The sequence below is a fragment of the Streptomyces sp. NBC_00669 genome (genome assembly GCF_036226785.1).
Taxonomy (GTDB): domain Bacteria; phylum Actinomycetota; class Actinomycetes; order Streptomycetales; family Streptomycetaceae; genus Actinacidiphila.
This window is the reverse complement of record NZ_CP109018.1, coordinates 7187464-7200906: the sequence shown is the minus strand read 5'-3', so window position 1 is coordinate 7200906 and position 13443 is coordinate 7187464. Positions and strand designations below refer to the sequence as shown.

Annotated in this window: 11 protein-coding genes; 1 reads left to right on the top strand and 10 read right to left on the bottom strand. The window is 71.4% G+C overall.

Annotated elements, in window-relative coordinates:
- Positions 1-16 precede the first annotated feature (16 nt).
- The 3 genes from OG896_RS30390 to OG896_RS30380 all read right to left on the bottom strand — a co-directional run bounded on the left by OG896_RS30390 (position 17) and on the right by OG896_RS30380 (position 3140).
- Entirely contained in the window at positions 17-958 is a 942-nt protein-coding gene (locus tag OG896_RS30390; protein ID WP_329370446.1) for an RluA family pseudouridine synthase, read from the bottom strand.
- A 102-nt stretch (positions 959-1060) separates the two neighbouring features.
- The gene (gene lspA, locus OG896_RS30385; RefSeq protein WP_329370444.1) at positions 1061-1657 is read right to left on the bottom strand and encodes a signal peptidase II; all 597 of its coding nucleotides are present in this window, start codon (positions 1655-1657) and stop codon (positions 1061-1063) included.
- 475 nt (positions 1658-2132) lie between these two features.
- Positions 2133-3140, bottom strand: a complete 1008-nt coding sequence (locus OG896_RS30380; protein ID WP_329370443.1) for a TraR/DksA family transcriptional regulator — start codon at positions 3138-3140, stop codon at positions 2133-2135.
- Positions 3141-3789: 649 nt separating this feature from the next.
- On the opposite strand from OG896_RS30380, the gene ileS reads away from it, so the two are divergent.
- Positions 3790-6936: an isoleucine--tRNA ligase gene (gene ileS, locus OG896_RS30375; protein WP_329370442.1), complete on the top strand. Its 3147-nt coding sequence runs from the start codon at positions 3790-3792 to the stop codon at positions 6934-6936.
- Positions 6937-7128: 192 nt separating this feature from the next.
- On the opposite strand, the gene OG896_RS30370 is transcribed toward ileS, so the two are convergent.
- The 7 genes from OG896_RS30370 to OG896_RS30340 form a co-directional block, all read right to left on the bottom strand.
- Positions 7129-8421 carry a DivIVA domain-containing protein gene (locus OG896_RS30370; protein WP_329370441.1) on the bottom strand — a complete coding sequence of 431 codons (1293 nt, stop codon included), beginning with the start codon at positions 8419-8421 and terminating at the stop codon, positions 7129-7131.
- Positions 8422-8467: 46 nt separating this feature from the next.
- Positions 8468-8755, bottom strand: a complete 288-nt coding sequence (locus OG896_RS30365; RefSeq protein WP_328462956.1) for a YggT family protein — start codon at positions 8753-8755, stop codon at positions 8468-8470.
- A gap of 92 nt (positions 8756-8847) precedes the next feature.
- Positions 8848-9465 carry a cell division protein SepF gene (locus OG896_RS30360; RefSeq protein ID WP_329370439.1) on the bottom strand — a complete coding sequence of 206 codons (618 nt, stop codon included), beginning with the start codon at positions 9463-9465 and terminating at the stop codon, positions 8848-8850.
- Between the two features lie 94 nt (positions 9466-9559).
- Positions 9560-10279 (bottom strand): YggS family pyridoxal phosphate-dependent enzyme, encoded by a 720-nt coding sequence (locus OG896_RS30355; protein ID WP_329370437.1) that lies wholly within the window; start codon positions 10277-10279, stop codon positions 9560-9562.
- A 6-nt stretch (positions 10280-10285) separates the two neighbouring features.
- The gene (pgeF, locus tag OG896_RS30350) at positions 10286-11038 is read right to left on the bottom strand and encodes a peptidoglycan editing factor PgeF (RefSeq protein WP_328462962.1); all 753 of its coding nucleotides are present in this window, start codon (positions 11036-11038) and stop codon (positions 10286-10288) included.
- Positions 11039-11069: 31 nt separating this feature from the next.
- Complete coding sequence (ftsZ, locus tag OG896_RS30345; protein WP_329370435.1) at positions 11070-12335, bottom strand: cell division protein FtsZ; 1266 nt, start codon at positions 12333-12335, stop codon at positions 11070-11072.
- 261 nt (positions 12336-12596) lie between these two features.
- Positions 12597-13385: a cell division protein FtsQ/DivIB gene (locus OG896_RS30340; protein WP_329370433.1), complete on the bottom strand. Its 789-nt coding sequence runs from the start codon at positions 13383-13385 to the stop codon at positions 12597-12599.
- Positions 13386-13443 lie beyond the last annotated feature (58 nt).

Genomic DNA, 13443 nt, shown 5'->3' with positions numbered 1-13443 from the left:
CTAGGTTGCCACGCGGTTACTGGCTGTCGGCCCTCACCACGTCCAGTGCGGCCTGGAGGTCTTGGGGATACGTGCTTTCGAACTCGACCCACTCGCCGTCCGCGGGGTGCTCGAAGCCCAGTCGCACCGCGTGCAGCCACTGCCGGGTCAGCCCGAGCCGCTTGGCCAGCGTCGGGTCGGCCCCGTAGGTGAGGTCGCCGACGCAGGGGTGGCGGTGGGCGGACATGTGCACCCGGATCTGGTGGGTGCGGCCGGTCTCCAGCTTGATGTCGAGCAGGCTCGCGGAGCGGAACGCCTCGATCAGGTCGTAGTGCGTCACCGACGGCTTGCCCTCGGCGGTCACCGCCCACTTGTAGTCGTGGGTGGGGTGCCGGCCGATCGGCGCGTCGATGGTGCCGCTCATCGGGTCGGGGTGGCCCTGCACCAGGGCGTGGTAGCGCTTGTCCACCACGCGGTCACGGAACTGCTGCTTGAGCCGGGTGTACGCCCGCTCGGACTTGGCCACGGCCATCAGCCCGGAGGTGCCCACGTCCAGCCGGTGCACGATGCCCTGGCGCTCGGCGGCACCGGACGTCGAGATCCGGTACCCGGCGGCGGCCAGCCCGCCGATCACGGTGGTCCCGGTCCACCCGGGGCTGGGGTGCGCGGCGACCCCGACCGGCTTGACGACGACCACCACGTCCTCGTCGTCGTACACGATCTCCATGCCCTCGACGGGCTCGGCGACGATCTGTACGGGGGCGGCCGGCGCGGGCATCTCCACCTCGAGCCACGCCCCGCCGTGCACCCGCTCGGACTTGCCCGCCGCTGCCCCGTCGATCGACACCTTCCCGGCCGCGGCCAGTTCGGCGGCCTTCGTCCTGGAGAAGCCGAACATGCGGGCGATGGCGGCGTCGACGCGCTCGCCCTCCAGGCCGTCGGGCACGGGAAGGGAGCGGACCTCGGGAAGCGTACTCACCTGGTCGAGTATGCCGGACGCGGCGCGGCCCGGACGCCGGGCGGCCTCTGCGCGGTCTCCAAGCGGCCGCCGGGGGGACGCCGTACGGTCCCGGGCCGGCGGTCAGTCGTCGCGCTGCTGGCGCTTGCCGTCCGGCTCGATACCCAGGAAGGAGAGCAGCACGATCAGGACGCCACCGCAGGTGATCGCGGAGTCGGCGAGGTTGAAGATCGCGAAGTGCTCGGGCGCGATGAAGTCGACCACGCGGCCCTGGAACCCGCCGGGGGTGCGGAAGACCCGGTCGGTGAGGTTGCCGAAGGCTCCGCCGAGCAGCAGGCCGAGCGCGATCGCCCACGGGACGCTGTACAGGCGGCGGGAGAGACGGACGATCACCACGATGACGCCGGTGGCGATCACCGTGAACACGATGGTCATGCCCTGGCCGATGCCGAAGGCCGCGCCGCCGTTCCGGATCGCGTCCAGCCGCAGGTAGTGGCCGAAGATGTTGACCGGATCATGGTTCTCCAGGCTGTGCACCACCCACAGCTTCGAGAGCAGGTCCAGCAGGTACGCCAGTGCCGCGACGCCTATCAGCACGGCGACCCGGCGCCTGCCGCGCGGCGCCGGCGCCGCCTCGGTGGCCCCGCCCGCGCCCTTCTCCGCGCCCGCCTCCGCGTCCGGCGTCTCCGGTGTGGTGATGGTGCGCTCCGCTTCCGTCACGTCAGTCCCTAGCCTTGTGTGCCCGACCCTCCGTGCGAGGGTACCAAGGGGCCCCCGACCCCCGGGCTTCCCCGCACTGTCGGTTCCGGGACCACCTCCCGGTGGTGGGTTGCTCGCGCCGTTCTCCCCCAGAGCTTCGCCTGGGAGGTACCCCCACGCGCCCCTGGGTAAGCCGACCTTCTGAGGTGCGCTGTCCCCGCGGCGACCAGCCACCACGAAGGGGCGCGGGGAACTGCGCGACCAGCCCAATGCCGGGGGAAGATCCGGCGAGCCCCCGCAAGGGGCGGCCCGGACGGCAGTCCAACCCGCCAGAGCCCCGCGAGAACCAGGCACACCCGGGTACAGGGAAGAAGCGAGGCTCTTTTCACGGAAGGCCCGAGCGAAACCCAGGGGCGCGGGACCGACGCGCGCAACCGCCTCGGGGGGTGGTCCCGGGCCGACAGAACGGGGGCACCCGGGGGGTCGGGGGCACCGTTCAGCGGCGCTCTTGGCGCTGCTTGTCGTCGAGGCACAGCGTCGCCCGGGGGAACGCCTGCATACGGGCCTTCCCGATCGGCTTGCCGCAGACCTCGCAGAGCCCGTACGTCCCTTCGTCGAGCCGGCGCAGCGCGTGATCCGCCTGCGTGAGCATCTCCCGGGTGTTCGCGGCGAGCGCCAGCTCCGACTCGCGGGTGATGTTCTTGGACCCGGTGTCCGCCTCGTCGCCCGCGCCGTCCCCGGAGTCGCGCAGCAGGCCGGCGACGGCGGCCTCGGAGGAGGCGATCTCCGTCTTGAGCCGCTCCACCTCCGCGAGCAGCTCCGACCGCGCCTCCTCGACCTCCTCGGGGGTCCACGGGTCCTCGCCGGGCAGCACCGCGAGGCCGCCCGGCTCCGCCGCGTTCCGCGCCGCGGGCACCGCGGAGTCGGCCGTCCCGGCCACCGTCTTCTTAGCTCCCACCTTGCGGGCTCCTGTCTTCCTGGTCCCAGCCTCGCCGGCGGACGCCGCTTCGGCTTTCGGCCGCTGAGCTGCCGAAGTCTTCTTCGCGGCGGCCTTCTTGCCGGCCGCCTTCTTGGCCGTGGTCTTCTTCGCGGGCGCCTTCTTGGCGGCGGACTTCTTGGCGGCCGCCTTCTTCGCCGCCGTCTTCTTCGCCGCGGCCGTCTTCTTCCGCGCCGCAGTCCCGGTCGTCCCCGCCCCGGTCGCCCCCGTCCCCGTCGTCGCCTCAGTGGCTGTGTCCTCCACGCCTGTCGGCGCCTCCTCCGCAGAAGCCTCGGTCCCACCGGTGCGGCGGGTCGCGGCGTGGGCGCCGCCGGCCGCGCTCTTCTTCGCCGTCCGCTTGGCCGCCGTCCGCTTGGTCGCGGTCCGTTTGGCCGAGCGGGCGGCGGGCGCCTCCGCCGCCGATTCCGTACCGGTCGCGCCCTTCTTCGTGGCCGCCTTCTTCCCGGCGGCCTTCTTGGCCGGTTCACTCGCCGCCGCCGCGGTGGCGGCGGGCTTCTTCACGACCATGGCCGCGACCCCTTCACGTCAGTGATCTCGTTCGCGAATCGTGCCGGAAACGGTAAATCGGGCATCGATCCGCGGCAACGGGGCGCGCTGCCGGGCCGACCGGCACCCCTCGGCGGGGAACCGGTCTGCATCCGTTGTGCCCAGCTCACCGTCAGGTATTCCGCCGTAACCCGCGAACCATGCCGCATTCCGGAACAAAGACGGCCATCAGGGTCACCCCGCGTCCGGGACGGGCAGGTGGAAGGCCACCGGAGGGCGGAAGAAGAGGGGCGCGGCGGCCGGGCCAGGGCGGGGGAAAACGGTGCGCGGGCGCGGCGCGCGGGCCCGTACACTGGGCGCAGCGAAAGGCGTGGATGGGACGAGTAGCGCCGCACGCAGCCATGAGCGACCCGGGGACGGTGGAAGCCCGGGGGTGTGCGCGGTGCGAAGATCACCCCGGAGTCGCCGGAAGAAGGCCCACGGGCGTGCGGTGAGCACACCCGTCCGCTGGTAGAACCGGCCTCGCGACCCCAATGAGGGGGCGGTGGGTCCCGTACGGGCCCGGCACACCGCCAAGGAGGGTGGTACCGCGGGAGCGCCGGCACAGGCTCTCGTCCCTCCGACGGAAGAACGCGACAAGCGACAAGCGTCCGCCGGAGGAAGAACCCTGATGAGCCAGCCGCGCCAGCCGCAGTACCGCCAGGTACCCGCACAAGTCGACCTGCCCGCCCTCGAACACGAGGTGCTGGAGCTGTGGAGCGAGCGGAAGACCTTCGCCCGCTCGGTCCAGCAGTCCGAGGGCCGCCCGGACTGGGTCTTCTACGAGGGCCCGCCGACCGCCAACGGCATGCCCGGCGCCCACCACATCGAGGCGCGCGTCTTCAAGGACGTCTTCCCGCGCTTCAAGACCATGCAGGGCCACCACGTGACCCGCAAGGCCGGCTGGGACTGCCACGGCCTGCCGGTCGAGCTGGCGGTGGAGAAGGAACTGGGCTTCACCGGCAAGCAGGACATCGAGAAGTACGGCATCGCGGAGTTCAACGCGAAGTGCCGCGCGTCGGTGACCCGGCACACCGACGCCTTCACCGAGCTGACCACGCGCATGGGTTACTGGGTGGACCTCGACGACGCCTACCGCACCATGGACCCCCAGTACATCGAGTCGGTGTGGTGGTCGCTCAAGCAGATCTTCGACAAGGGCCTGCTGGTGCAGGACTACCGGGTCGCCCCCTGGTGCCCGCGCGACCAGACCGGGCTGTCCGACCACGAACTCGCGCAGGGCTACGAGACGGTCGTCGACCCCTCGGTCTACGTGCGCTTCCCGCTCACCTCCGGCCCGCTGGCCGGCGAGGCTTCGCTCCTGGTGTGGACGACCACCCCCTGGACCCTGGTCTCCAACACGGCGGTCGCCGCGCACCCCGACGTGACGTACGTGGTGGCCACCGACGGCACCGAGCGGCTGGTCGTCGCCGAACCGCTGCTCGGCAAGGCGCTCGGCGAAGGATGGGCCACGACCGGGCAGACCTTCACCGGCCGCGAGATGGAGCGCTGGACGTACCAGCGCCCGTTCGACTACGTGGACATCCCCGACGCGCACTTCGTCGTCAACGCCGAGTACGTCACCACCGAGGACGGCACCGGGCTGGTGCACCAGTCCCCCGCGTTCGGCGAGGACGACCTCAGGACCTGCCGCGCGTACGGCCTGCCGGTGGTCAACCCGGTCCGCCCGGACGGCACCTTCCAGCCGGACGTGCCGCTGGTCGGCGGGGTCTTCTTCAAGAAGGCCGACGAGACGCTGGTCGCCGAACTCGACGCGGCCGGCCGGCTCTTCCGGCACCTGCCCTACGAGCACAGCTACCCGCACTGCTGGCGCTGCCACACCGCGCTGCTCTACTACGCCCAGCCGTCCTGGTACATCCGCACCACCGCGGTCAAGGACGCGCTGCTGCGGGAGAACGAGCGCACCAACTGGTACCCGGAGACCGTCAAGCACGGCCGCTACGGCGACTGGCTGGACAACAACGTGGACTGGGCGCTGTCCCGCAACCGCTACTGGGGCACCCCGCTGCCCATCTGGCGCTGCGCCGACGGCCACCTCACCTGCGCCGGCTCGCGCGCCGACCTCACCGAGCTGACCGGTACCGACCAGTCCGGCCTCGACCCGCACCGCCCGTACATCGACGCGGTCACCTTCCCCTGCCCGGAGTGCGGGCAGACCGCGACCCGGGTGCCCGAGGTGATCGACGCCTGGTACGACTCCGGGTCGATGCCATTCGCACAGTGGGGCTACCCGTACCGCAACAAGGAGATCTTCGAGCGGACCTACCCCGCGCAGTTCATCTCCGAGGCGATCGACCAGACCCGCGGCTGGTTCTACACGCTGATGGCCATCGGCACCCTGGTCTTCGACCGGTCCTCGTACGAGAACGTGGTCTGCCTCGGCCACATCCTCGCCGAGGACGGCCGCAAGATGTCCAAGCACCTCGGCAACATCCTGGAGCCGATCCCGCTGATGGACCAGCACGGCGCCGACGCGGTGCGCTGGTTCATGGCCGCGGGCGGCTCGCCGTGGGCGGCCCGCCGGGTCGGGCACGGCACCATCCAGGAGGTGGTCCGCAAGACGCTGCTCACCTACTGGAACACGGTCGCCTTCCAGGCGCTGTACGCCCGCACCTCCGGCTGGGCGCCGTCCGCGGCCGACCCGGCGGTGGCGGACCGGCCGCTGCTGGACCGCTGGCTGGTCGGCGAGCTCAACGCGCTGGTCCGCGACACCACCGCCGCGCTGGAGGACTTCGACACCCAGCGGGCCGGCAAGCTGCTGTCCGCCTTCGTCGACGACCTGTCCAACTGGTATGTCCGGCGCTCCCGGCGGCGGTTCTGGCAGGGCGACGCGGCCGCGCTGCGCACCCTGCACGACGTGCTGGAGACCTTCACCCGGCTGATGGCGCCGCTGGTGCCGTTCATCACCGAGCGGGTCTGGCAGGACCTGGTGGTCCCGGTGGTGCCCGACGCCCCCGACTCGGTCCACCTCGCCGAGTGGCCGGTGGCCGACGCCGAGCGGATCGACCCGGCGCTGTCCGAGCAGGTACGGCTGGTCCGCCGGCTGGTCGAACTCGGCCGCGCCACCCGCGCGGAGTCCGGGGTGAAGACCCGGCAGCCGCTGTCCCGCGCGCTGGTGGCGGCGAGCGGTTTCGCGACGCTGCCGTCCGAACTGCGCGACCAGATCGCGGAGGAGCTGAACGTCTCCTCGCTCGCGTCCCTCTCCGAGGTGGGCGGGTCGCTGGTCGACACCAGCGCCAAGGCCAACTTCCGCGCGCTGGGCAAGCGGTTCGGCAAGGGGGTCCAGGCGGTCGCGGCCGCCGTCGCCGCCGCTGACGCGAGTGTCCTGTCGGCGCAGTTGCGGGAGAGCGGCACCACGAGTGTCGAGGTCGACGGTGAGAGGGTCACGCTCTCCCCGGAGGAGGTCATCGTCACGGAGACCCCTCGCGAGGGGTGGTCCGTCGCGTCGGACTCCGGTGCGACCGTGGCGCTCGACCTCACGATCACGCCCGAGTTGCGGCTCGCCGGGCTCGCCCGCGATGCGATCCGGCTCATCCAGGAGGCGCGCAAGCAGTCGGGGTTCGACGTGGCGGACCGGGTCGAGATCCGCTGGACCTCGACCGACCCCGAGGTCACGGGGGCGCTCGACGCCCACGGCTCCCTGATCTCCGAGGAGGTCCTGGCCACCGACTTCTCCCAGGGCGCCCCCGCCCCCGAGTCCGGCCCCGCCTTCACGGACGAGGGCCTGTCGCTCACCTTCACCCTGCGGAGGGCCTAGCCGCGAACGGGCGGGGGCGCCCTCACGGATGAGGGCGCCCCCGCCCCGGGGAGCCGTCGCCTGTCGGGGCAACCCCGCCCCGGCAGGGGCACCCTGAGGGGCGGGTGGGCGGGAAGCACAAAAGGTCCGGGCCCCGCTGGGGAAATGTTTCCCCGGGGGCCCGGACCTTCGTCGTGCTGGGAGAGCGACGTCCTAGTTGTCGTCCTCGTCAATCAGGAACCCTCGCATCGGCGTCGGTGCCTGCTGCAACGGCTGCGGCCCCTGCGGCCGTACCGGAGCCATCGGCTGCGTCATCGCGGGCGACATCTGCTGCTGGCCACCATACGTGGGCCCGGGTGTGTGCCCGCCGCCCATGGAGCCGTTCTGCGCGGCACCGGCTCCGTAGGAAGGCCCACCGGAACCGCCGTGACCCATCGCTCCGGCACCCGCGGGAGCCATCCCGCCCATGGAGCTGCTGCCGCCCATGGAACCGCCACCACCCATGGAACTGCCGCCCATGGAAGGCGCGGAGGGCAGCGACGGCGCCGGCGGGGAGGTCCGCGGCGGGGCGAGCGAGTCGTCCGCCTGGTTCTCCAACTGGCGCAGCTGCGACTCCAGGTAGGACTTCAGCCGGGTGCGGTACTCCCGCTCGAACCCGCGCAGGTCCTCGACCTTGCGCTCGAGCGTCGCCCGTGCGGACTCCAGGGAGCCCATGGCCACGCGGTGCTTCTCCTGGGCGTCCCGCTCCAGCGCGTCGGCCTTGGCGCGGGCGTCCCGCTCCAGGCCCTCGGCGCGGCTGCGCGCTTCGCCCACGATCTTGTTGGCCTCGGACCGCGCCTCGGCGATCGCCTGGTCGGCGGTCTGCTGGGCGAGCGAGAGGACGCGGGCGGCGCTGTCGCCACCGGGGCCCTGCTGCTGCATCGGGTGCTGGCCCATCGGGCCGGGGCCGCCCTGCATGCCCGGACCGCCGGGACCACCAGGCCCCTGCATACCCGGACCACCGGGACCCTGCATGCCACCAGGACCCTGCTGCTGCATGGGGTGCCCCTGCTGCTGCATCGGGTGCTGGCCCATCTGGCCCATCGGGCCGGGGCCTTGCTGCTGCATGGGGTGCTGCCCCATCTGCCCCATCTGGCCCGGGCCGGGGCCGTGCTGCTGCTGCCCACTCGGTCCAGCCGGCAGCTGCGGTGCGCCACCCGGCAGTTGGGGCGGGCCCATCTGCTGCTGCGGCATCTGCTGCTGCACCGGCTGCGGTCCGGATATGGCGGCGGGGACCGGACGATCCTGCTGCTCCGGCTTGCGCATGTTCTGCGGCTGCTGGTTGGCAGCGGCGGCCCGAGTCGCAGCGGCCAACTTGGCCCGCAGGTCCTCGTTCTCGCGGAGCAGTCGGGTCAGTTCCGACTCCACCTCGTCGAGGAAGGCGTCGACCTCGTCCTCGTCATAGCCCTCTCGGAGGCGGACGGTCGTGAACTGCTTGTTCCGAACGTCCTCGGGGGTCAGCGGCATCTCTTCACCTCAACGTGATCGTCGACATATCGGGAGCCCACACCGTTCACATCAAACCCCCTACGACGGAGATCAGGATGAACACGATGATCATCAATACGAAGAAGGACAGGTCGAGCGCCACGCCCCCGAGACGTAGCGGCGGGATGAAACGCCGCAGAAGCTTAAGTGGCGGATCGGTGACAGTGTAGGTGGCTTCCAGGATGACCACCATCGCCTTCCCAGGGTGCCACGAACGGGCGAACTGGAAGACGTAATCCATCACCAATCGGAAGATGAGCACGAACAGGAAGACGTACAGCGCGATGTACAGCACCTGGAGTGCGACATTCATCGCGCTTCCCTCTCCCCTGCTCATCCATCGGCCTGCCGGCCGGGTCCTACATGTCGTGCGGTTGCGTTCTGCCTGGTCAGACCAGGTTCAGGCTAGCTCTGGTTGAAGAACCCACCCTCGGCGATGCGAGCCTTGTCCTCCGCCGTGACATCGACGTTAGCAGGCGAGAGCAGAAAGACCTTCTGCGTCACCCGCTCGATGCTGCCGTGCAGGCCGAAGACCAGACCGGCGGCAAAGTCGACAAGTCGCTTCGCGTCGGTGTCGTCCATCTCGGTCAAGTTCATGATCACCGGGGTGCCTTCACGGAAGTGTTCCCCGATGGTACGGGCTTCGTTGTAGGTCCGGGGGTGCAGCGTGGTGATCCGGTACGGTTCCCGCTCTGACACGACCTTGGGCATGATCACCGGTGCGTTCTTCTCCAGGTTCTGACGTTCGGGTGTGATGGATGCCACTGGGGCGATCCGCGGTTCGCGCGGCGCCGGGGCATGCACCAGCCGCGGGGGGTCGTCCTGCGGCTGCGGGCTCGGCGGCACGTGCTGGCTGTGCGGCCTACGAGGGGCGGCGCGTTCGGGCTCCGGGTCGACCCGGCCGCTGGGCGGCGTGGCCATCTCGGGCTCGAACTCGTCGTCGGGGTCGAACCCCGGTCCGTCGTATCCGTCGTCCTCCACGAGACCGAGGTAGACCGCCATCTTGCGCATCGCGCCGGCCATGCTCTGCGTCCTCTCAGCGGGGTTCGGTCCGCGGCCGCCGCTCGGGGCGGCCGCCACACCATATTTATGCTGTGGTCCGACTTGTTTGGTGACGTTACCGGAGCCCGGGACGGACTCCGAGTACCGCCGTACCGACGCGTACATGTGTCGCTCCGGCGGCCACCGCTTCGTCCAGATCCTGACTCATCCCTGCCGAGACCATGTTCGCAGCCGGATGCGTCTCGCGCAGGCGGGATGAGATTTCCGCCAACCGATCGAAGGCCGCGCGGGGTTGACCCGCGTACGCCCCCGCCAGCGGCGCGACCGTCATCACACCGTCGAGCCGCAGCCCGTCGGCGCCGGCGATCGCGTCGGCCAGCGGGCCCACCGCGTCGGGTGCCACCCCGCCGCGTTCGCCCCGGTCGCCGGACTCCGCGTCGAGGGCGACCTGCACCAGGCAGCCGAGCCGTCTTCCCGCGGCGGTGGCCGCGGCGGACAGTGCGGTGACCAGGCGAGGGCGGTCGACGGAGTGCACGTGGTCAGCGTAACGGACCACGGAGCGCGCTTTGTTGGTCTGCAACTGGCCGACGAAGTGCCAGGTCAGCGGGAGGTCGGCGCATGCGGCGGCCTTGGGTCCGGCGTCCTGGTCGCGGTTCTCCGCGACCTGCCGCACACCGAGGCCGGACAGCACCCGGACGTCCTCGGCCGGGTAGGTCTTCGTCACCACGATCAGGGTGACCTCGTCGCGGCTCCGGCCGGCCGCCTCGCAGGCGCGCGCGATCCGTTCCCGTACCACCGCCAGGTTCGCGGCGATCTCTTCGGCTCTGCTCGACACGCCCGTTCACCCGGTCCGTTCCGGCGCCGCGGCGGCCGTGCCGTCCGGCCCGCCGTCGCGCCAGACATAGCCCGCCAGCCGGCCGGTGGTGCGGTCGCGGCGGTACGAGAAGTGGTCGGCGGACTCCCGCGTGCAGACCGTCGGACCCTCGATCACCCGTACGCCGCAGCGCGCGAGTTGGGCGATCACGCCGGCGCTCACATCGAGCGCGGGCGTACCCCAACTCGTCTCGGCGTACGACTCGGGTACGGCGGACGCGACCTCGCTCCGGAGCGCGGCGGGCACCTCATAGCACTTACCGCACACCGAGGGGCCGAGCAGCGCGCTGATCCGCTCCGGCCGCGCGCCGGCCGCGACCATCGCGCCGACCGCGGCCGGCACCACGCCGGCCACCAGTCCGGGCCGTCCGGCGTGCGCGGCGGCGACCACGCCGGCGGCGGGGTCGGCGAGCAACACCGGTACGCAGTCGGCGGTGAGCACCGCGAGGGTCAGGTCCGCGCGCGTGGTGACGACGGCGTCGGCCGCCGGGACCGGTCTCTCGCCCCAGGGTGCGTCGACGACCACGACGTCGCGGCCGTGCACCTGGTGCATCCACACCACCCGGTCCGCGTCGCGGCCGAGCGCCCGCGCGGCGCGCTCGCGGTTGGCCCGGACCGCGGCGGGGTCGTCGCCCACCGCGCCACCGAGGTTGAGGCTGTCATACGGAACGGCGCTCACCCCGCCCCACCTGTCGGTGAAGGCGAAGTGCGCGCCGTCCACTGCCGTGCTGTGCCCTATCACTTCCGGGCGGTCACTTCAGGAAGTCGGGAACGTCGAGTTCCTCGACGGCCGGGTCCTGGTACGGCCGGGCCGGCGGGACCAGCGGGCCGGACGGGGTGCCGGGGTTCTCGGCGACCGGCTCGCTGTCCGGCTCGGGCTCCCGCTCGACCGGCGCCGGCACGCTGCCGATACCGGTGAACGACGGGGTCAGCCGGCCCGCGTCGGAGCCGGCGCCCCGGCCGGCACCGGCACCGGACGAACCGGTCGGGGTGCCGGACGAAGAGCCCGACGAGTCGTCACGGGCGGTGTAGCCGCCGACCAGTTTGTCCCGGCTGCCCTTGGTGGGCGGCTGGCCGCCGTCGAAGCCGGCCGCGATGACGGTCACCCGCACCTCGTCGCCGAGGGCGTCGTCGATGACCGCGCCGAAGATGATGTTCGCCTCGGGGTGGGCGGCCTCGCTGACCAGTTGGGCCGCCTCGTTGATCTCGAACAGGCCGAGGTCGGAGCCACCGGAGATGGAGAGCAGCACACCGCGGGCGCCGTCGATCGACGCCTCCAGCAGCGGCGAGGAGATCGCCATCTCCGCGGCCGCCACCGCGCGGTCGTCGCCGCGGGCGGAGCCGATGCCCATCAGCGCGGAACCCGCCTCGGACATCACCGACTTGACGTCGGCGAAGTCGAGGTTGATCAGGCCGGGGGTGGTGATCAGGTCGGTGATGCCCTGCACGCCGGAGAGCAGCACCTGGTCCGCGGAGCGGAAGGCGTCCAGCACGCTCACCTGGCGGTCGGAGATCGACAGCAGCCGGTCGTTGGGGATCACGATCAGCGTGTCGACGTTCTCCCGCAGGCCGGCGATGCCGTCCTCAGCCTGGTTGGCGCGGCGGCGGCCCTCGAAGGTGAAGGGGCGGGTCACCACGCCGATGGTGAGCGCCCCCAGCGAGCGGGCGATGTTGGCCACGACGGGGGCGCCGCCGGTGCCGGTGCCGCCCCCCTCGCCCGCGGTGACGAAGACCATGTCGGCGCCCTTGAGCACCTCTTCGATCTCCTCGCGGTGGTCCTCCGCGGCCTTGCGGCCGACGTCGGGGTTGGCGCCGGCGCCGAGGCCCCGGGTCAGTTCGCGGCCGACGTCCAGCTTGACGTCGGCGTCGCTCATGAGCAGGGCCTGCGCATCGGTATTGATCGCGATGAACTCGACGCCCTTGAGACCGACCTCGATCATCCGGTTGATGGCGTTGACGCCACCGCCGCCGATGCCGACGACCTTGATGACTGCGAGGTAGTTCTGCGGTGCTGCCACGTCGAAGGCCTCTCGCCTCGAGTTACGAATCGTGTGGGACGGTCGGTACGCTCGCCGGTGCCGTTCCGAACCCTAACCCTGAGGTTTAGGGTTACCAGTACGCCAGTCCCATGTGTTCCCTTGGGACGAGACACTAAGTCGACAAGCGGTGGCGGTTCAACGAACACGCCGAACCTCCCGTTTTTCTTTTCACCCTATGTGATCACGCCGTCCTTCGCGCAGCCGGGTGCGAACGCCTTGTCGCGGCTGGCCTCCCAGCCGTCAACTCCCGGAAGCAGCAGGGGCGGTGGGCGCACTGACGTCGTAGTGCGTCGCGTCCGGCTGCGCCTTCATCAGCGCGGCGAGCGTGCGCGCCTTGCGTGCGCCGTTCTCGGAACTCCCCCACACCACCTCGCGCCCGCCGGAGAGTTCGACGGTGATGCCGTCGTAGGAACGCACCCGGATCGCGGTGGCGTGGCCACTGAGGGATTGCGGCAACTCGGCCGAGACGGCAATGGCGGCGCGCAGCAGTCCCTTTGTGCCGAATTGGCGAACGCTCGCGGCCTGTGGGTCGGTCAACTGCACCAGCGGCACCCCGCGCGGCGCCCGGTCGACGGTGGCGAATCGCACGCCACCGCGGTCGACTTCGGTGTAGCGGGTGCCGTTCTTGAGCACGGCCGACGGGGTCCGTTCGACGATCCGCAGCTTGACGGTGTGCGGCCAGGAGCGGTCCACGTCCACGTGGTCGATGCGCGGGAGCGCGGTGGTGAGCCGTTTGCCGACGGCGCCGGTGTCCACGGAGAACAGGGCGCCGCCGAGCGGGACTTTCGCCGCGCTGACGATCTGATCATCGGTCAATACGGAGTTCCCGGTGACCTTGACGCGTTCGGCCCGCAGCAGCGGAGAGCCGTACACGAGGTAGCCGCCGCCCCCGCCGACCACGGTCAACGCGACCAGCGCGAGCAGCAGTACGTTCCGCCTGCGGCGCGCCGTGCCGCGGGGTGGCCGAGGCGACGGTCGGAGCGGGCCGCCCCGCACGCGGCTCGCGCCGGGCGCTGCCAGTCGGGTCATCTCGGCCTCCGGGGTGGGCGATGGTGCTCCTATCCTGCAACGGGTTCGCCCGCGGGTA

What these genes read in the sequence shown, in the direction of transcription:
- OG896_RS30370 (WP_329370441.1), bottom strand. Translation starts at nt 8,421, where the DNA reads ATGCCGCTGACCCCCGAGGACGTTCGGAACAAGCAGTTCACGACCGTC.
- OG896_RS30365 (WP_328462956.1), bottom strand. Translation starts at nt 8,755, where the DNA reads ATGAATGTCGCACTCCAGGTGCTGTACATCGCGCTGTACGTCTTCCTG.
- OG896_RS30360 (WP_329370439.1), bottom strand. Translation starts at nt 9,465, where the DNA reads ATGGCCGGCGCGATGCGCAAGATGGCGGTCTACCTCGGTCTCGTGGAG.
- OG896_RS30340 (WP_329370433.1), bottom strand. Translation starts at nt 13,385, where the DNA reads ATGACCCGACTGGCAGCGCCCGGCGCGAGCCGCGTGCGGGGCGGCCCG.
- ileS (WP_329370442.1), top strand. Translation starts at nt 3,790, where the DNA reads ATGAGCCAGCCGCGCCAGCCGCAGTACCGCCAGGTACCCGCACAAGTC.
- OG896_RS30380 (WP_329370443.1), bottom strand. Translation starts at nt 3,140, where the DNA reads ATGGTCGTGAAGAAGCCCGCCGCCACCGCGGCGGCGGCGAGTGAACCG.